This is a genomic window from Ralstonia pickettii (assembly GCF_016466415.2).
GTDB lineage: Bacteria > Pseudomonadota > Gammaproteobacteria > Burkholderiales > Burkholderiaceae > Ralstonia > Ralstonia pickettii.
The window spans coordinates 1,586,998-1,606,275 of the sequence record NZ_CP066771.1 but is presented as its reverse complement, the minus strand read 5'-3'; the positions used below and the strand labels follow the sequence as shown (position 1 = coordinate 1,606,275).

At 63.6% G+C, this 19,278-nt stretch carries 15 protein-coding genes and 1 tRNA gene; 9 read left to right on the top strand and 7 right to left on the bottom strand.

Translation table 11 applies throughout. The features are described from left to right. The first annotated feature begins 97 nt into the window (after positions 1–97). Positions 98–856: a 2-C-methyl-D-erythritol 4-phosphate cytidylyltransferase gene (gene ispD, locus RP6297_RS07590; RefSeq protein WP_009240749.1), complete on the top strand. Its 759-nt coding sequence runs from the start codon at positions 98–100 to the stop codon at positions 854–856. Continuing rightward, positions 853–1,359 (top strand): 2-C-methyl-D-erythritol 2,4-cyclodiphosphate synthase, encoded by a 507-nt coding sequence (gene ispF, locus RP6297_RS07585; RefSeq protein WP_009240748.1) that lies wholly within the window; start codon positions 853–855, stop codon positions 1,357–1,359. The genes ispD and ispF overlap by 4 nt, the downstream gene beginning before the upstream one ends. An 81-nt stretch (positions 1,360–1,440) precedes the next feature. On the opposite strand, the gene RP6297_RS07580 is transcribed toward ispF, so the two are convergent. The 4 genes from RP6297_RS07580 to ompR form a co-directional block, all read right to left on the bottom strand. Then, the gene (locus tag RP6297_RS07580; RefSeq protein WP_009240747.1) at positions 1,441–1,962 is read right to left on the bottom strand and encodes a carboxymuconolactone decarboxylase family protein; all 522 of its coding nucleotides are present in this window, start codon (positions 1,960–1,962) and stop codon (positions 1,441–1,443) included. Between the two features lie 79 nt (positions 1,963–2,041). Next, positions 2,042–2,590: a peroxiredoxin gene (locus tag RP6297_RS07575; RefSeq protein ID WP_004627068.1), complete on the bottom strand. Its 549-nt coding sequence runs from the start codon at positions 2,588–2,590 to the stop codon at positions 2,042–2,044. A gap of 283 nt (positions 2,591–2,873) precedes the next feature. After that, complete coding sequence (locus tag RP6297_RS07570) at positions 2,874–4,235, bottom strand: ATP-binding protein (protein WP_009240746.1); 1,362 nt, start codon at positions 4,233–4,235, stop codon at positions 2,874–2,876. 33 nt (positions 4,236–4,268) lie between these two features. Further along, entirely contained in the window at positions 4,269–4,991 is a 723-nt protein-coding gene (gene ompR, locus RP6297_RS07565; RefSeq protein ID WP_004627064.1) for an osmolarity response regulator transcription factor OmpR, read from the bottom strand. A 190-nt stretch (positions 4,992–5,181) separates the two neighbouring features. On the opposite strand from ompR, the gene RP6297_RS07560 reads away from it, so the two are divergent. The 3 genes from RP6297_RS07560 to RP6297_RS07550 all read left to right on the top strand — a co-directional run bounded on the left by RP6297_RS07560 (position 5,182) and on the right by RP6297_RS07550 (position 8,545). Then, on the top strand, positions 5,182–5,628 hold the full coding sequence (locus RP6297_RS07560; RefSeq protein WP_012762068.1) for a hypothetical protein: 447 nt from the start codon (positions 5,182–5,184) through the stop codon (positions 5,626–5,628). Between the two features lie 69 nt (positions 5,629–5,697). Continuing rightward, positions 5,698–7,335 carry a DUF1800 domain-containing protein gene (locus tag RP6297_RS07555; protein WP_009240744.1) on the top strand — a complete coding sequence of 546 codons (1,638 nt, stop codon included), beginning with the start codon at positions 5,698–5,700 and terminating at the stop codon, positions 7,333–7,335. A 25-nt stretch (positions 7,336–7,360) separates the two neighbouring features. Then, complete coding sequence (locus tag RP6297_RS07550; protein WP_009240743.1) at positions 7,361–8,545, top strand: DUF1501 domain-containing protein; 1,185 nt, start codon at positions 7,361–7,363, stop codon at positions 8,543–8,545. Here RP6297_RS07550 and hpnD read toward each other — a convergent pair whose 3' ends face one another. Then, a complete protein-coding gene (hpnD, locus tag RP6297_RS07545; protein ID WP_009240742.1) occupies positions 8,546–9,379 on the bottom strand; it encodes a presqualene diphosphate synthase HpnD in 834 nt (277 codons plus the stop codon). 185 nt (positions 9,380–9,564) lie between these two features. On the opposite strand from hpnD, the gene RP6297_RS07540 reads away from it, so the two are divergent. The 3 genes from RP6297_RS07540 (at position 9,565) to RP6297_RS07530 (ending at position 14,173) form a co-directional block, all read left to right on the top strand. Then, the gene (locus RP6297_RS07540; protein ID WP_009240741.1) at positions 9,565–10,773 is read left to right on the top strand and encodes an efflux RND transporter periplasmic adaptor subunit; all 1,209 of its coding nucleotides are present in this window, start codon (positions 9,565–9,567) and stop codon (positions 10,771–10,773) included. 42 nt (positions 10,774–10,815) lie between these two features. Continuing rightward, complete coding sequence (locus RP6297_RS07535; protein ID WP_009240740.1) at positions 10,816–13,935, top strand: efflux RND transporter permease subunit; 3,120 nt, start codon at positions 10,816–10,818, stop codon at positions 13,933–13,935. Positions 13,936–14,086: 151 nt separating this feature from the next. Continuing rightward, positions 14,087–14,173, top strand: a tRNA-Leu gene (locus RP6297_RS07530). A 23-nt stretch (positions 14,174–14,196) separates the two neighbouring features. On the opposite strand, the gene RP6297_RS07525 is transcribed toward RP6297_RS07530, so the two are convergent. Continuing rightward, positions 14,197–14,493, bottom strand: a complete 297-nt coding sequence (locus RP6297_RS07525) for a site-specific integrase (protein ID WP_223293272.1) — start codon at positions 14,491–14,493, stop codon at positions 14,197–14,199. 738 nt (positions 14,494–15,231) lie between these two features. Between RP6297_RS07525 and RP6297_RS07520 the strand changes: the two genes are divergently transcribed. Then, positions 15,232–18,165 (top strand): Tn3 family transposase, encoded by a 2,934-nt coding sequence (locus RP6297_RS07520; protein WP_009240737.1) that lies wholly within the window; start codon positions 15,232–15,234, stop codon positions 18,163–18,165. A 126-nt stretch (positions 18,166–18,291) separates the two neighbouring features. Here RP6297_RS07520 and RP6297_RS07515 read toward each other — a convergent pair whose 3' ends face one another. Then, the gene (locus tag RP6297_RS07515; RefSeq protein WP_009240736.1) at positions 18,292–19,254 is read right to left on the bottom strand and encodes a site-specific integrase; all 963 of its coding nucleotides are present in this window, start codon (positions 19,252–19,254) and stop codon (positions 18,292–18,294) included. Positions 19,255–19,278 lie beyond the last annotated feature (24 nt).

The window sequence follows — 19,278 nt, the reverse complement described above, 5'->3', positions numbered from 1 at the left end:
TGATGCAGACCGCTATTATAAAATCCGCGCCAGCCGCGCGCTTGGGCGAGCCAAAACCCACGCAAATGCTGCGCCCACGTTCACTTTCCCGCCTGTCATGTCGATTTCCCACCCTGGCCGACGCCGTTTTGCGCTGATTCCCTCGGCCGGCACCGGCTCGCGCGCCGGCGGCGATCTGCCCAAGCAATATCAGGTGATTGCCGGGCGGCCGATGCTCTGGCATACCGCGCAGGCGTTCCTGGCCAGCCCCGAAATCGATACCGTGCTGGTGGTGACGACGCCCGGCGCACAGCCGCTCGTACAGCGCTTTCCCGACGGCGGTTTCGACGCGCCCAAGCTGGTGGAGGTCGATTGCGGTGGCGACTCGCGCCACGCATCCGTCACGCACGGGTTGGCGGCGTTGCGTGGCCTGGGGGCGCACGACGACGATTGGGTGCTCGTGCATGACGCAGCGCGCCCGGGCCTGACGCCTGCCCTGATCGCTCGTTTGGTCGCGGCGGTAGAGGCAGATGGCACGCAAGCTGCGGGGGGCATCCTTGCGCTGCCCGTGGCCGACACGCTCAAACGTGCCGATGCGGCTCAGCACATCAACGCCACCGTGCCGCGCGATGGCCTTTGGCAAGCGCAGACGCCGCAGATGTTCCCGCTCGGGCTGCTGGAGCGCGCCTTGCGGGAAGCGCTCTTGCAACATCGCATCGTCACCGATGAAGCCAGCGCCATTGAAGCCGCCGGCCACCCGCCGCTGCTTGTTCCGGGGGCGCTGCGCAACTTCAAGGTGACGTATCCCGACGATTTCGCGCTCGCCGAGGCCATCCTCGCGCAGCGCGCACAACCCAACGAGGCATCGCAAGCATGAACTGGATGGACATTCGCATTGGCCAGGGCTATGACGTGCATGCATTGGTAGAGGGGCGCAAGCTGATCCTGGGTGGCGTGGAGATTCCGCACACACGCGGGCTGCTCGGCCACTCCGACGCCGATGCGCTGCTGCATGCAATTACCGATGCGCTGTTCGGCGCCGCCGGGCTGGGCGACATCGGCCGGCATTTTCCCGACACCGATCCGGCCTTTGCCGGCGCCGACAGCCGCATGCTGCTGCGCGAAGCCGTGCGCCGCGTGCACAAGGCCGGTTATGCGATCGGCAATGTCGACGCCACCGTCATCGCGCAGAAGCCGAAGCTCGCGCCACACGTGCCGGGCATGGTGGCAAATCTTGCGGAAGACCTCGGCATCGCGCCCGAACGGTGCAACGTCAAGGCCAAGACCAACGAGAAGCTCGGCTTCGAAGGCAAGGAGGAGGGCATCGTCGCGCAGGCGGTGGTGCTGATCTATCGTGCGGAAGGGGCCGATCAGGACTGACTTGGCATCGTTATCGTGCCAAGGCAAGCGGCAGCACCGGAGCGATGCGGGCTGCCGTTTTCGTTTGCTGAACTGGTGCGGCTATTCGGCCGCGATGACTTGCGCTGCCGCGTTGATGACAGCCGCAATGCGGCCGACATCGCGCAATTGCTGCGCGCTCATGCCCTGGTGATTCTTCAGCAAGTCGTAGTGCGATTTAATGCAGAAATGGCATTTGCCGATGATGGACGCGGCCAGGGCGTACATCTCGAACCTGCGCTTGTCGACGCCGCCGTTGTTGGCGTAGGCGTTCATGCGCAATTCCGCCTTCTGCTGGGCGAGGTCGGAATCGTCGGCCATCTCGATGTACGGATACCAGACGTTATTCATGCCCATGAGGGCGGCGGCGGTCAGCGCGCCGTTCACCTCCTCGGGCGATAGGACCCCGGCATTGCGGATGGCGTCGGTCAGCACCTTGCTCTTCGCGGCAAATGCGGCCGCCAGCGCGACGCCCACGGCATCATTGCCCTCCAGCGAGGAGCGCGAGATCGTGCCATCCAGGTTCAGGCGGATGTCCTTGGCGTAGTCGGGAATCCGACCCTTGATCGTCTGCAGAAATTCCATCGATGTCTCCTGTCAGCGGCGGCTGAAAAAGAAAGCCCGCGCAGGGCGGGCTTCGGCTTCGGAGGGCGCCGCGTGGCCGTTACAGCGTCGCACCGCCGACTGCGCGGTTACACGGGCACAACTCGTCCGTCTGCAGGCCGTCGAGAATGCGCAGCACTTCGTCCGGATTGCGACCCACGTTCAGGTTGTTGACCGACACGTGCTGGATGACGTTGTCCGGATCGACGATGAACGTGGCGCGCAACGCAACACCGGCCTCGTGCTCGCGCACGCCAAGCTGGTCGACCAAGGCACCCGTGGAATCTGCAAACGACCACTGGTTGAGCTTGTTCAGGTCTTTGTGCTCGCGGCGCCATGCGAGCTTGACGAATTCATTGTCGGTCGAGCCACCCAGCACGATCGTGTCTCGATCGGCAAAGTCGTCGTTCAGTTTGGCGAAGGCAACGATTTCGGTCGGACAGACAAAGGTGAAGTCCTTCGGATAGAAGAAGATGACTTTCCATTTGCCCGGGAACGAGGTCTCGGTGATGTCTTCGAACGCCGACTCGCCGTTCTCTTCGTGATTGTTGAACCCGGGCTTGACGCCGACGACCTTGAACGGTTCGAGCTTGTCACCAATGGTCTTCATGAGCTTCTCCTGGAGTTGTGTGGCAGTGGGTACGAAACCCAAACGGGGACTTGCAGACACACGCTCACCGGCCGTCCGGTTCGACTGGAGGATGTTCGGACGGAGACGAAGAACGCGCAGGCGCACAGCCTAGCGGCTGGAGTATTGGCGATGAATTCAAAACCGGCCAATTGATATTCTCAACGCCAGCCATAGCGCTGCCTGCCGCCGCACCTTATCGGCGACGCATGACAGTCGTGGGAAGCAGGGGATATGCCCGGGAGAGGCGGCGCAGTGTGCCGGATCAGGCGCGCGCGTAGCAGGCGCTGACGAGCAGTCCCGTTTCGGGCGGTGTGCGGTTCTCAAGCACGAGGCGGCCGCCGCTGCGCTGCAGGATGCGATTGACGATCGACATGCCAAGCCCGGCGCCCTTGGCTTCGCTGCGTGCCGATTCGAGGCGGTAGAACGGCCGCGTGAGCAACGCAAGCTGATCCGTCGGCACACCCGCACCGCGATCGGCCACGCACAACACAACCTCGTTGCCTTGCAGGAACGTGCTGACGGTGATCTCTGCGCGGTTCGTGCCGGGGGTCTTGCCGTAGCGGCGTGCGTTTTCGATCAGGTTGTCGAGAATGCGCTGCGTTTCCATGCGGTTGCAGCGGGCGATGGCCTCGGGCGCGAGCTTGAGCGTGAGGTCGATATCGTCATGCGCAGAGTAAACGGGCGCCATATCGCGCACGAGTTCGGTCAGGTCCACGTCTTCGAGCATCTCGCCGTTGGGGCGCGCGTAGTCGAGGAACTGGCCGATGATCGCGTCCATCTGTTCGATGTCGGCCACCATCAATTCGCGTGTTTGCTCGTCGACGGGGCTCATCTCGGTTTCCAGACGCAGGCGCGTGAGGGGCGTGCGCAGGTCGTGCGAGATGCCGGCCAGCATGACGGCGCGATCGGCCTCGAGCTGCTTGAGGTCGCGCACCATCTGATTGAAACTGTGGTTCGCCTGCGCCACTTCCGTGCCGCCGCCTTCGGGCAGCGCCTTCGGGTCCTCTCCGGCGCTGATGGCGCGCGCCGTGTCGGCCAACCGCTTGAGCGGCTGGTTCACGCGTGACGTAATGAACGCCGCGCCCAGCACCGACAACACCAGCGCCGCCATCGACCACCACAGCCATTGCAAGCCAGGCACGTGCTCGAAACGGTCCGGGCTGATGGCGACCCAGTAGTCGTCGCCCTCGATCTGGAAGCTGACCCACACGCCCGGGATGTCATTGACGGCCGTGGCGATCACCGCGTCGGCACCGAGCCGGTTGCGAATTTCCTTTTGGACAAGCTGCGTCAGGTACGGGTTGGTGTGCGGCTCGCGATATTCGTCTTCCTTCTCGCGCGGGTAGACCTTGATGCCTTCGTTCTGCACGAGATCGAGCAGCAGGAAGCGGCGTCGTGACGGATCGGAATACAGCAGCGCCGCGCGCGTGAGCTTGACCACGCTGACGACCTGCATGGCGATCTGCTGGGCGCGCGGCTCGCGTTCGAAAATACGGAAGCTCTGGAACCATACGCCCAGTGAGATCGCGATCAGCAATGCGATCAGCATGAAGGTTCGCCAGAACAGCGAGCCAAACACACTGATCAGCAGACGCCGTAACGCGGCCGGACGCGGGATGCGCAAGTCGGATGCGGAAGAGAAAGGTTGCTCGGGCGCTTACTTGGCGCCGTCGGGAATGAACACGTAGCCCAGGCCCCACACGGTCTGGATGAAGCGCGGGTTGCTGGCGTCCGGTTCGATCAGCTTGCGCAGGCGCGAAATCTGCACATCAAGGCTGCGGTCGAACACTTCGTATTCGCGGCCGCGCGCCATTTCCATCAGCTTCTCGCGCGATAGGGGTTGGCGCGGATGGCGTGCAAACACCTTGAGCACGGAGAATTCACCCGTCGTGAGGGTGATCTCTTCGTCGTTTTTCTTGAGCGTGCGCGTGGCCAGGTTGAGCACGAAATCGCCAAAGGCGAACGTTTCCGGCGTCTCGGACGGCGCACCCGGGATTTCGGCGGGGCCGCGGCGGCGCAGCACGGCGTGGATGCGCGCGATCAGTTCGCGGGGGTTGAAAGGCTTGGGAAGATAATCGTCCGCGCCCATTTCAAGGCCGACAATGCGGTCGACGTCTTCGCCCTTGGCGGTAAGCATGATGATGGGCGTTTGATCATTTGCGCCGCGCAGGCGACGGCAGATCGACAAGCCGTCTTCACCCGGCATCATCAGGTCAAGCACGAGCAGGTCGAAGCGCTCGCGCAGCCAGAGTTTGTTCATGGCCGTGGCGTTTTCCGCCACCAGCACGGTGAAGCCCTGTTCCCCCAGGTAACGGCGCAGCAGGTCGCGCAGGCGGGGGTCGTCGTCGACGACGAGAATCTTTTGACCGGAATTTTCCATGGCGCTAATGGTAACGACAAAAACATGGGCCCAATGGACAGCAGAAGGCAGTAAAAGCCCAATTGAAACAGACGGTTACATTATTTACCGAGTCACGCGAACAGTCTGTAGGACGCGCAGCTACACTGCCCTGGCAGTTCCTCGCAACGGTTTGGGGTCTGTCGACCCCCGCGGAGGGGACTGGCGTGCAATGCGGTTGCCTGTTATCGATTGTCGCGCAATGATGCATGGCGCATCGGTTTCCAGCAACAAAGACGTGGCTTCTCAACTTCCTTTTTCGAATCGCTCGGTGATGTTTCGGCGGCGCGCGGCGCTGTTGACCTGTGTTCTTGCCCTCTGTGCGGCCGGTTCGCAGGCGCACGCGCGCAGTGAACGCGGTGGCTTTGGCGGACTCGGCGGTTTTTTCGGCGGCGGACACGCAATGCAGGCCGGCGCGCAGGAGAAAAGGGGTGGGCAGGGTCCGGCGCACGGCCGTGGTGGCGAAGAACGCAGCCGCCGCGCCGCCGCGATGGAGAACCGCCGTGGAGAGAATGCCGATCGAGGGTCTGCGCAACGCAAGCTGTCTCCCGAGGAACGCAAGCAATTGCGTCAGAACATCTATGACGTCACGCGGGATATCTACCATCGTGGCGGCTAGGTAGGGGCCGAGGAACGGCGCAGGAGTCGCTGCCCCGGCAAAGCAGTAGGGTCGTTTCGGGGGACCGACATGCGAATCCATAGCACCACGATCTTCTTGGCGCTGGCAGCCGTCTGCGCACTTTCACTGCAGACCACGCACGCGGCAACGCACAATAAGCCGCATCGCCACACTGCGCAAGCCAAGGCGCCGGCCGCCGACGAGCAACGCCTCGACCGCGACGATGCGCGCTATTTCCTCACCCGCGTCGGCTTTGCGCCTTCCGAGAGCGAACTCGACGCCTACGCCGAACTCACGCACCGCGAAGCCGTCGACCGGGTGCTCGCGCAGACGGGCACCATTGCCACGCAAACGCCCCCGGCGTGGGTGAACGAACCGATCATCCCCTACAACAAGCTGCCCGACGAAGATGCCCGCAAGGCGGCGCGCCAGAAGAATGCTGCGCACGAGCTGGAATTGCGGGCCTGGTGGATGGGCGAGATGATCAGGACGCCGTCGCCGCTGACAGAACGCATGACGCTGTTCTGGCACAACCATTTCGTTTCCAGTTCGCAGAAGGTGCCGTTCGCGCAATTGATGTATCGGCAAAACGTGCTGCTCCGGCTGAACGCGGTGGGCAACTTCGGCACCATGCTGCACGCCATCGGCAAAGACCCGGCGATGCTGATTTATCTGGACGGCGCCGAGAGCCGCAAGGGCAAGCCGAACGAGAACTTCGCGCGCGAGGTGATGGAGCTTTTCACGCTGGGTGAAGGCCATTACACCGAACAGGACATCAAGGAAGCCGCGCGCACCTACACGGGCTGGAGCATCGATCGCGAGCACGATTTCGCCTACATCTGGCGCCCGCAGATTCACGACACGGGCGTGAAGACGGTGTTCGGCCAGAGCGGCGATTACGACGGCGACCAGATGCTCGACATCCTGCTGTCTCGCCCCGAGACGGCCAACTTCATCGTTACCAAGCTTTGGCGCGAGTTCATTTCGCCTGACGTAGATGCGGCACAAGCGCAGCACGTGGCCGATGCGTTCCGGGCAAGCGGCTACGACATCAAGGTGGCGTTGCGCGAGCTGTTCCTCACCCAGGCGTTCTGGGCGCCGCAATCGCGCGCAACGCTCGTGAAGTCCCCGGTGGAAATGATCGTCGGCACGCTCAAGCAGTTCAATGTGCAGTACACCGACCCGACGCCGTTTGCCATCAAGTCGGCGCAGCTAGGGCAGAACCTGCTGGCCCCGCCCAACGTGAAGGGCTGGCCGGGCGGCGATGCGTGGATCAACGCGACGACGTTGCTGGGGCGCAAGCAGTTCCTCGACCAACTCTTCCGCTCCACGGAAATGAAGGCGCCGGCAGCCCAGCAGCAGGCCCAGCAACAGAGCCAACAACAGAAGCCCGGCATGATGATGGCCGCCATGCGCGAAGACCTGAAGCAGGGCGGCGCCGTGCAGGGTCTGGGGCAGGCGCTCAAGGGCATGGGCCAGGAGGGCCGCTTCAAGCTGGCGCAGTCGCAGACGATGGTGTCGTTCAACTCAGCCAAATGGCTGGCGCAGTTTGGCGCGGATGGAGATGACCCTCCGCAACTGGCCCCACGCATTTCGATCCAGCGCGCCGTGTTGCCCATCGAGCCGACCGCGCCGATTCCCGTCAAGCTGGCCGGTACGGCGTACCTGCGCACGCTGATGATGGACCCGGCTTACCAGTTGAAGTAACGCCACCGCTGCAGGAGCACACATCATGGAACGTCGCGATTTTCTGAAGGCAGGCGCCATGCTCGGCATGGGTGGCGCGGTCCCGGGGATTGTCTTTGCGCAAGGGCAAGACAAGCGCAAGGGCTATGGCAATCTGCTCATCCTCATCGAACTCAAGGGCGGCAATGACGGGCTGAACACCGTGGTGCCCTACACGAGCGCACAGTACTACGCGCTGCGCCCGCGCATCGCCATCAAGCGGGAGCAGGTGCTGCAACTGGACGACCGCTACGGCCTGCATCCGTCTTTGCAGGCGATGATGCCGCTGTGGCAGGCGGGAGAATTGTCGGTGGTGCAGGGCCTGTCGTATCCGCAGCCGAATCTCTCGCACTTTCGCTCGATCGAGATCTGGGACACGGCCTCGCGCTCCGACCAGTACCTGCGCGAGGGCTGGTTGACGCGTGCGTTTGCCGCGCGGCCCGTGCCGCCATCGTTCGGCGCCGATGGCGTGATCATCGGCACTGCTGATCTTGGCCCGCTCGACGGCGGCGCACGGGCCGTGGCGCTGGCCAATCCCGATGCGTTTCTCAACGAAGCCAAGCTGGCGATGCCTTCGCATGCCATGGGCAACGCCACGCTGGCGCACGTGCTGAAGGTGGAGGCTGATATCGTCAAGGCGGCCGACGGACTGCGCCCGAAATCCGGCAAGTTCGCGTTCCAGACGCGCTTTCCTGACGGCGGGTTCGGCAACTCGATCAAGGCGGCGATGCAGGTGGTGGCAGCACCAGGCCGAGGCGGTGCGGACGTTGCCGTGGTGTGCCTGTCGCTGGGTAGCTTTGATACCCATACCAATCAGCAAGGCACGCAGGCGAACCTGCTGCGGCAGTTGGGCGAGGGCATCGCTTCGCTCAAGAGCGCGTTGACGGAGTTGGGCCGCTGGAACGACACGCTGATCGTCACGTATTCGGAGTTTGGCCGCCGCCCCCGCGAAAACCTGAACAACGGCACGGATCATGGTACGGCTGCCGCCCATTTTGTGGCCGGTGGCCGCGTCAAGGGTGGGCTGGCCGGGCAGGGCCCGGTGCTGGAACGGCTGGACGGCGGCGGCAATCTCGACCCGTCGGTCGATTTCCGCTCGCTTTACGCCACGGTGCTGGAGCGCTGGTGGGGGATGGATTCGCAGCCCGTGCTGGCTGGGCGGTTTGCGCCACTGGACCTCATCAAGGCCTGATCAAGCGCGGATCTGCGTCTTCCAGGCCAGCCAGAGCTTGCGCAGCGGCGTCAGGTCCGTGCGCTGCGTGAGCACCTGGAAGCCGTCGGCTTCCACCTCGTCGAGCAGGCGCATGGCGAGCACGCCGCGAATCAGCGCCGAGCGCTGCGCGCGGCGGTCTTCTGCCGGCAGCGCGGCAAGTGCTTCCTTGTAGGTCGCGCGGGCACGCTCGGCCTGAAAGGTCATCAACGGCTTGAAGCCTTCTGCATATCGGCGGTTGAACAGATCGGCGGCGGGTACGTTGAACCGCTGCAGCTCGTCCACGGGGATGTAGACGCGGTTATGGCGCACGTCTTCGCCCAGGTTCCTGACGAAATGAACGAGCTGCTCGGCGAGTGCCATCAGCCGCGCGAATTCCAGCGTGCGCGCATGCGTCTGTCCGGCAATGCGAGCCGTCAGCCGGCCTGCCACGCCCGCCACCTGATCGCCGTGGCGGCGCAGGTTGGGCCAATCCAGATAGCGGTTTTGCATGGCGTCAGCCTCGACGCCGGCCAATAATTCGCCCAGATGCACGGCGCCGATATCGTAGCGGGCCAGATGCGGCTGCAATGCCTTCGCCGCGGGGTGCTCAGGGCGGCCCTCGAACAGCCGCGCAAGCTCCTGCCGCCACCACTGCAGCTTCGATTGAACGACCGCCGGATCGCTCGCGTCGCGTACGGCGTCTTCCAGCTCGCGGCGTACGGCTTCCAGCGCGATGGTCGCGCGGCGGCGTTCGGGCGCCAGAAACAATACGCTGTAGTACACGTCGCTGCCGGGCGGTGCCGCTTTGTCGGCGCAGTAATCGTCGGGGGTCACGGGAAGGCCGTTCTGGTGAGGTTTGAAGCAGGGCGGCCATTCTACAGCGCGTTGCGGTGCAGCATGCCGTAAAGCCTTGCCTGGGCACCTGCCAAGAAAAGTCAATCAGACGCGGCCGTGTCGTTGACCCTGCGCATTGCCGTGGGTATATTACTGACCGGTCAGTTATTTACTGAGAGCGTGTCATGCCAGCGTTGCGTTTGCCGTACCCGCATTCCGACTTCACCGGTTTCTCCGACACGCGGTCTCGGCCGCGCTGGCGTTCATTGGCGACAGCGGCATCGGCGGCTTTGCTGACCGGCGCGGCGCTACTGGCCGGCTGCAGCAAGGAGGCACCCAAGGCGCCCGAGGTGCGCCCGGTGCGGACCATGACAGTGACCAGCGAGCAGGGCGCCGGCACCGCGGAATTCTCCGGCGACGTACGCCCGCGCATCGAATCGCGCCTGGGCTTCCGCGTACCGGGCAAGATCGTCGCCCGGCTCGTGGACGTTGGCGCCACCGTCAAGAAAGGCCAGGTGCTTGCGCGGCTGGACCCGACAGATCTGGCTCTTGCCCAGCAATCGGCCCAGGCGCAGTTGTCGGCGGCCAAGACCGATCGCGATCTGGCCGCGGCTGATCTCAAGCGCTACTCCGAACTGTTCGCCAAGGGCTTTATCAGCGCGGCGGAGCAGCAACGCCATCAAGCCAACTATGACGCCGCGCAAGCCCGCTACGAGCAGGCCGGGGCCGGCTATCGCAACCAGGTGAATCAAGCCGGTTATGCCACGCTTGAAGCCGACGCCGATGGCGTAGTGACCGGGGTCGACGCCGAAGTCGGACAGGTGGTGTCCGCAGGCCAACCGGTGGTGCGCGTGGCGCAAACGGCAGAGAAGGAAGTCGTGGTCGGCATTCCCGAGGATCAGGTGGATACGCTGCGCAAATCGCCCGAGGTGAGCGTGAAGCTGTGGGCCGATCAGTCGCGCAGCATTCCTGCCAAGGTGCGCGAGATTGCGCCGGCAGCCGACCCGGTCACACGCACGTACACCGTCAAGATTTCGGTACCGAATCCACCGCCGGAACTCAAACTTGGCATGACCGCAGCGGCCACCTTTGTGCGGCCCGGCGGCGGTGGCGATAGCGGCGGCATGGGCGTGCGGGTGCCGATGAGCGCGCTGCTCCAGGATCAAGGCAAAAATGTGGTCTGGCTGTACGACGCCGCATCGCAAACGGTGAAGCCCGTGCCGGTGACGGTGGGCGCGCCACGCGACAACGTGCTGCTGGTGAAGAGCGGGCTGCAACCCGGCCAGACCATCGTGACCGCCGGCGTGCACCTGCTCAAGGCCGGCCAGAAGGTGATGCCGATGGCGCCGGCCGATCAGCCGTCGGCGCAGTCCGCCATCACGCCGCGCCGGTAAGCCGCATCCGGCTCCCGCCCCAACACGCCAACCTTCGCGCGTATGGAACATTCCCGTTTCAACCTGTCACGCTGGGCGCTTGAACATCAACCGCTCACGCGCTTCTTGCTGGTGGCGCTGTTGCTCGGCGGCATCTTTGCGTATTCCAAGCTGGGGCAGGATGAAGATCCGCCTTTCACCTTCCGCGCGATGGTCGTGCAGGCCTTCTGGCCCGGCGCCACGGCCGAGCAGATGTCGCGCCAGGTCACCGACAAGATCGAGAAGGCGCTGCAGGAAGTGCCGTACGCCTGGAAGATCCGCAGCTACTCCAAGCCCGGCGAAACGCTCGTCACCTTCCAACTGGCCGACACGTCGCCCGCCAAGGAAACGCAGCAGCTTTGGTACACCGTGCGCAAGAAAGTGGGCGATATCGCGCCTACGTTGCCGCAAGGCGTGCGCGGGCCGTACTTCAATGATGATTTCGGCGACGTGTATGGCTCGATCTATGCGCTATCCGCCGATGGCTTCACTTATCGCCAGCTCAACGACTACGCCGATGCGATCCGCCAGCAGCTGCTGCGCGTGCCCAACGTCGCCAAGGTCGAACTGCTGGGCGATCAGGACGAAAAGATCTACATCGAGTTCCAGCAGGCCAAGCTGTCGCAGATGGGTCTGGACATCAACAGCATCGCCACGCAGATCAGCCAGCAGAACAACATCGGCCCCAGCGGCGTGCTGGTCACGCCGACCGACAACGTGCAGATTCGCCTGTCGGGCCAGTTTTCGGACATCCGCGATCTGGAGAACCTGACGCTGCGCGGCCCCGGCGGCACGACCAATATCCGCCTCGGAGACATCGCCACGGTCAAGCACGGCTACGTGGACCCGCCGCACGCCAAGATGCGCTTCAACGGCAAGGAGGTGATCGGCCTGGGCATCTCGATGACCAAGGGCGGCGACATCATCCAGCTCGGCAAGGACTTGCGTGCCACGGTTGACAAGATCCGCGCCAAGCTGCCGATGGGCATCGAGATGCAGCAGGTGCAGAACCAGCCGAAATCGGTGCAGAGTTCGGTGGGCGAGTTTGTGCACGTGCTGATCGAGGCGGTGGTGATCGTGCTGGGCGTGAGTTTCCTCTCGCTCGGCTTGCACACCAAGCCGAAGCTGCGCATCGACGTGTGGCCGGGCCTAGTGGTGGGCCTGACGATCCCGCTGGTGCTGGCGGTGACGTTCCTGTTCATGAACATCTTCGACATCGGGCTGCACAAGATTTCGCTTGGTGCGCTGATCATCGCGCTGGGCCTGCTGGTGGACGACGCGATCATCGCGGTCGAAATGATGGTGCGCAAGCTGGAAGAGGGCTTCTCCAAGATGGAGGCCGCCACTTTCGCGTACACGTCGACCGCCATGCCGATGCTGACCGGCACGCTCATCACTGCCACGGGGTTCCTGCCCGTGGGGCTGGCGCGTTCGACGGTGGGCGAATACACGTTCGGCATCTTTGCGGTGACCGCGCTGGCGCTGGTGCTGTCGTGGTTTGCGGCGGTGGTGTTTGTCCCGTATCTCGGTTTCCTGCTGCTGCGGACGAAATCGCATGTGGAGGGCGGCGGGCACCACGAGCTGTTCGACACCCCGTTCTACAACCGCTTCCGCGGCTGGGTGAACTGGTGCGTGGAATACCGCAAGACGGTGATCGTCATCACGCTGGTGGCCTTTGGGCTGGGCGTGTTCGGCTTCAAGTATGTCGAGAAGCAGTTCTTCCCCGATTCGAGCCGCCCGGAACTGATGGTCGAGCTGTGGCTGCCGGAAGGCTCCAGCTTCAACCAGACCGAAGCTGAAGCCAAACGCTTCGAGGCGCTGATGCGCAAGGAGCAGAACGTCGACAGCGTGACGCTGTTCATCGGCTCGGGTGCGCCGCGCTTCTACCTGCCGCTGGACCAGATTCTTCCGCAGACAAACGTGGCGCAGGCCATCGTGATGCCCACTTCGCTGGAGGCGCGCGAGGGTGTGCGGCAACACGTCATCGGGCTGCTGAAGTCGCAATTCCCGCATCTGCGCGGCCGTGTGAAACTGCTGCCGAACGGACCGCCGGTGCCGTATCCGGTGCAGTTCCGCGTGATGGGCCCGGACATTGGCGGGGTGCGCAAGATTGCCGATCAGGTCAAGGCCATCATGAGCGCCAATCCGAACACCGTCGGCGTGAACGACAACTGGAACGAGAACGTCAAGGTGCTGCGCCTGGACATCGACCAGGACAAGGCGCGCGCGCTGGGTGTGTCGACCGGTTCCATCTCGCAGGTCACGCAGACGGTGATGTCCGGCGCGCCCATCGCCCAATACCGCGACGGCGACAAGCTGCTCGACATCGTGATGCGTCCGCAGGAGGACGAGCGCAACACGCTCGACGCACTGCAGCGCGTGCAAGTCCCGACCAGCAGTGGCCGCACGGTGCCGCTGACGCAGGTGGCGCGAGTTGGTTTTGCGTGGGAACCCGGCGTGATCTGGCGTGAGAACCGCGACTACGGCATCACCGTGCAATCCGACGTGGTGGACGGCGTGCAGGGCCCGACCGTGACCGCGCAGATCAACCCGCTGCTCGACAAGATTCGCGCGGACTTGCCGCCGGATTATCAGATCAAGATTGCCGGCGCAGAAGAGGAAAGTGCCAACGCGGGTGCGTCCATCGCTGCACAGATGCCGCTGTGCATTTTCATCATTTTCACGCTGCTGATGCTCCAGCTGCACAGCTTCTCGCGCTCAGTGATGGTGTTCCTGACCGGGCCGCTGGGGCTGATTGGCGCGGCAGCCACGTTGCTGCTGCTGCGCGCGCCGATGGGCTTTGTTGCGCAACTCGGTATTACGGCGCTGATCGGGATGATCATCCGTAATTCGGTCATTCTGGTGGACCAGATCGAGCAGGATGTGGCGGCCGGCGTGCCGACGTGGAATGCCATCGTCGAAGCGGCCGTGCGTCGTTTCCGGCCGATCATCCTGACTGCGGCGGCGGCGGTGCTGGCAATGATTCCGCTGTCGCGCAGCGTGTTCTGGGGCCCGATGGCCGCCGCCATCATGGGTGGCCTGATCATCGCCACGGTCTTGACGCTGCTGTTCTTGCCGGCGTTGTATGCGGCGTGGTTCCGCGTCAAGCGGCCCGATGCGCAAGCGGCCGCCCCGGCGGTCTGACGTTTGCGCCCCGGCAGCCGGTGCGAGGGAGGGGGAGTCGAACCCCTGCACTACGTCAAATCGGGTAGGGGATGGAAACCCCCGAACGACTGCGATATAATCGCGGGCTTCCTTTCCGGCGCCTCTGCTCAGGGGCGCCGCAATCCATCCGGCGAGGGTGGCGAAATTGGTAGACGCACCAGGTTTAGGTCCTGACGCCAGCAATGGTGTAGGGGTTCGAGTCCCCTCCCTCGCACCAAAAATCCCTTTGAAATCAATGTTTTAGATTTTCAGGTTGGCGAAAATCCAACCGCTTTTTGCCAGTTTCACGTCCGCTTTGCCAGCAAATTTGCCAGCATTTCCGGCGAACTTTTCCACCGCCCTGGAACCGGCCTCGGCATCCGCTGATGGCATCCACCGGCCGTAGACGCGCGCAATCATCGTCCAGTCCGCGTGGCCCATCTGCTTTGCGACCCACATGGGGTGTTCGCCGGCAGAGAGCATCGTCAACGCATAGGTGTGCCTGCCTGACAGTGGCAAGGCCAAAGCCGGGCAGAGCAAAGCCAAGAAGGCGGCCAAGGCGACCCACCTGGTCATTCCGGCGCAGCCCAAGTAACGAGACCCCGCGCGTTCGCAATTACGGCCGCATCCAAACAGCCCGCCACCCGGCGGGCTTTTTCATTTCCACGCCATGAACCAACAATCCTTGAGCAAGGCTGCAGCCTCGCCGCCTGCGCTCGCCTGTCCATGGAGGGCGCAGAGCCACCCCACGCGCTGGGCAGTGGGCGCATGAATGGCAGAGCAAACGGGTTGGGGCGCGCGGCTGCGCGTGGTTGCAGCAGGCGGCCCAACGCTGGATGGGAGGCCGCAAAGAATGACGATCAGCCAAAACGACGTGCTCACCGCCATTGACATCGTGGCGCTTGTGGCCAGCGGGATGCGGAGAAACTGAGGTATCTGCGGGGAGGGAGGGGCGCTTGCTGCAGCCGGAGTTTGCGCTCCACAGGTGCCAGTGAGGCCCAAATTGTGGGTGCAAGGCGGGCGGCGCCCACGAAACGAACGTGCTGGGCCGCGCTCGGGCGACCTCTCGAAAAAATGCAGGTGATTTCCTTTGGACATTCGCATAGAATGCGAACGCGAATTGTTCCTATTAGGGGTAGTCGTACTTTTCGTGCAAAATCTGGCGGTTTCCCCACAAAGCCTTTATCCATAAGGCACCGCGGTCTTTGCTGACAATTGTCTGCTGCCCCCGAGTGACTTCAGGAGTACGATGTTCGCCCGCGATTTCGGATCGCGCCACCTTGACGGGGGCTGAAGATGCCGGGCTTGGAATTTCGCTATGTGGGGAAGGACTCCTTGCCCACGCGGTTGTCAGAGTTCGACGTCGACCGCTACTTCGCGCTGACCGAGAGCGATGTCGTCGCGATCAACCAGAAATTCCGGCGTGACGGCCGCGCCGGGGCCGCCATCCAACTGGTCTTTCTTCGCGCCAGCGGTCATACCCTCGACCAACTCAACACCCTTCCCCGGCAGTTGCTGCGCTATATCGGCGCCAGGCTGGGGGTGTCGACGCCAACCATTGCTTCGCTGCGCACCATTTATCAGCGATACAAGACCCTTTACGAACATCAGGTTTGGGCATGCGACTACCTTGGCCTGACGCGGCTTGATGGCGACCAGTGGGCTGGGCTGGAAGCCTGGATGCGGCAGGATGCCGCCGAATCGCTGACGATCGATGAGTTGCTCCAGCACGCTCACTTCTGGCTGTATGAGCGACGGATTCTGATCCCTTCCACGCGCGCACTGCTGGATATTGCCCGTTCCATTTGGGCCGGCATCGAGCGCGAATTGCTGGCCATGATTGAGGCAGTTGTTCCGCTGACGCAGATCGCACAGGCCGAAGCGGCTGTGTTCGCTCAGCATGCAACATCGGGTACGACCATACTCGAATGGCTCAAGACCCCACCAGCCCGGCACAGCCCGTCAACCATGACCGAGACGCTGGACAAGATCCGCTTCCTGAAGGATCTCGGCGCACATACCTGGGCATTCGATGCTGCCCCCATCGAAAAACAGCGCGCCTACGGCCAGCGCATCCAGGCTCGCCGCCCCGCCAAAGTCCGCGAACTGAAAACCTCGACGCGCACGATCGAACTGGTGTTCTTCCTGCGCGTGACCCTGCTGGAGCTGACGGATGCGATGGCCTACCAATCCGGGCGGCGCGTTTCCGACCTGGTCCGCCGGGCTTACAACAAGACCACGGCCAAGCAAGTGCGCTCGGCTGTTGAATACCGGCAGCAGTTGGTCGACATCAAAGCGCTGGTTGACGATACCCGTCGTTCAGCGGAAGACCGGCTGGCCGACATCGGCAAGTTGCTGGAGGGCTTCTCGGCCAAACCACCCGCGAGCCACGCGGCCAGTGTGCGCGAAACGCTCACCGAAGACCAACACCGTATCCGCAATCTCCTGACTGCTCTGCGCGGATTGGAGTTTGCCAGCAACGGCGCCGATCCTGCTGTGCAGCAGCTAGAGTTCGTCGGCAGCTTGCATGATCGAGGGGCGACGGAGTTGCCGCCCGACTGCCAGGTGCCGGTCAGTGCCAGTTGGCGCGACTTGGTCAACAGCGAAGACCGTCAGCGCGCGATGCGCGCCATGGAAGCCAGCGCGATGCTGGGCTTGCGCAGAGGGCTGCGCCGCGGCACGGTGTGGATCAACCACAGCCTGTCGTTCCGTGAGCGCGATCAGTTGCTGATCCCACCGTCGCAGTGGGGGGGCGAACGTGACCGGTATCTGTCCTCGCTCGGCTTGCCGAGCCAAGCGGACACCTATCTCAACCGGCTGACGGACCACCTGAAAGCGAGTCTCGCCGCACTGAACGAGGCCCGCGAAGCCGGCCACTTCACCATTGATGCAAATGGCGTGCTCCATCAGTCGCCGCTCGAAGCGGCGGACACAGACGGCATACCCACGCGCACCCGTGATCTGCTGTTCAAGGACATCGGCAACGCGCAGTTTGCCGACATGATCCTGGAGATGGATGCGCGTACCAATTTCAGTGAAGTGCTGCTGGCCCGCAAGGCCAGAGACTCGCATGAACTGATCGCGCTCTACGCAGGGCTCATTGCCCACGGCACTGAACTGGATGCCAAGGGAGTGGCGGCCATGATCCCGCAACTGGACCCCGCGCATGTCTCAACCGCGATGCGCGCCCTGGAGATGCCTGGGCGGCTGCGCCGTGCGAACGAGCGGGTGGTGGAATTCCAGCGCACGCACCCGATCACCGAGCTGTGGGGAACGGGGCAACTGGCGTCGAGCGATTCGATGAGCCTGGATACCTCACCCCACCTGTTCTACGCTCGCGCCGACCCACGCCGCCGCACCCATGCTGTCGGGATCTATACGCACGTGCTGGACCAGCACGGGATCGTCTACAACCAGCCCATGGTGCTCAACGAGCGCCAGACTGGCGTTGCGATCGAAGGCGTGATGCGCCACAACGAGACCCGCGCCGACGGCGGGTTGCTCCGTCTTGCCGTGGATACCCATGGATACACGAACGTGGGGATGGCGGTAGCCAAGTTGCTCGGCTTCGATCTGTGTCCCTGGCTGCGCAATCTGTCGGAGCGCAAGCTGTACCTGCCGCGCGGCCTGCAGGTGCCAGACGGTTTGGAGGGTGCCGTCTCGCTCGACATCTCGCCCAAGGCGATCCGTGAAGGCTGGGATGGTTTGCTGCGCCTGGTGGCCTCCATTCACTCTGGGCGCGTGAGCGCCATCGTGGCGCTGCAGCGATTTGGCAGCGCTGCCCAGGGCGACCCGATCCACCGGGCAGCCGATCAACTGGGCAAGCTGTTGCGCACGCTATTCCTGTGCGATTTCTTCAGCAACAGCGAGTTTCGGCGGGAGCTGCGCACGCTGCTCAACCGTGGCGAATCGGTACACCAGCTCCAGCGGGCCATCTACTCCAGCAAAGTCCAGCACGATCGTGGGCGGCGTCAGGACGAGATGATGGCGATTTCCGGATCGCTCACGCTGCTGACGAATCTGGTGATTGGCTGGAACATGCAACGGATGCAAGTCACAGTCGACGCATGGCGCGGTAAGAGGCAACGCGTCGACGATGACTGGCTCCGACGCATGGGGCCGGCACACTTCGCGCATGTGAATTTCCGGGGCATTCTGAGCTTCCCGATCCACCAATACCAGGACGCATTGTTGGAGGCGGCACCTCGGCGACGCGCAAGCCAAGCGTGAAGGACAACTTGGTGCGGGTGCGGCGTCACGTCTCATGCGCCCTAGTCAACCCCAATCGTGCCCGTTAGCGGATCATGCAAGGTCGCTTCGCCAAAGCAATTGAAGAGGTCCGCTTGATCGAACCTGTCAGCCTGCAATGCCCGGCGGGGGTGCGACCGACAGCGCTGTTTCGATTCGATGCTGCGCGAATGGGTCGGCCGCGTCGATATAGCGCATGGCCGAGCGTACGTCCTTCCAGCCGACGTATTCCATCAGCATCTTGAGATCCCACTGGTTCGAGTTCGCCCAGGTTGCAAAGCCGCGTCGCAGCGAGTGACTGCTGTAGCGGTCCGATTGCGGCAGTCCCGCGCGATGGAGCAGCGCGCGCAACAAAGGCACGATGCTGCTGGCCTGCAGTCCATCGGTGGCGATTCGGCTCCAGCGGTCAATCCTGCGGAACACCGGGCCCTCAGTCAGGCCGGACGCCGCCAGCCAGGCCTCGTAGGCGGCGACTGGGCACAAGCGCGACAACGTGGGCGCCTTGTGGGTCGTGCCGACATGGTTGCGGTCCGTCTTGGTGCGCGGCAGGAAAATCGTCATGCCCCGGCCGGGCTCCACCGTGATGTGCTCGATCTGCAGCCGACTCAGTTCGTCCGACCGGAAGCCCCGCCAGAAGCCGATCAGCACCAGCGCCTTGTTGCGGGTATGCACCTGGAGTTGATGGGCGTTGCCCTCAGACGAGGCGGTCGCGATCTGCGCATCCAGCGAGGCAACCAGTTGCTCCAACTGGGCGAGCTGCAATGGCTTGGCGCGCCGCTCTTGCGCGGGGTGCAGTGCCTGGATGCCCTTGAGCACCTTGCGGACATGTGGTGCTCGCGTGGGGTCAGGAAAGCCCTGCGCAACATGCCATTGCGCGATCGCAGCCAACCGTTGTCGCAGTGTATTGATGGAGAGCACCTGCGCGTGCTCGGCCAGATAGCGTGCAATGCTGTCGGCGCTGGCTGGCAGGAAGCCACCCCATTCCTGCTCGAAATGACGGATAGCAGACTGATAGCTGCGCCGCGTGTGATCGCGGGTCGCAGCCTGCAGGTACCTGTCGATATCCGCCATTGAACTCTCAAATCAAGGTGGCAG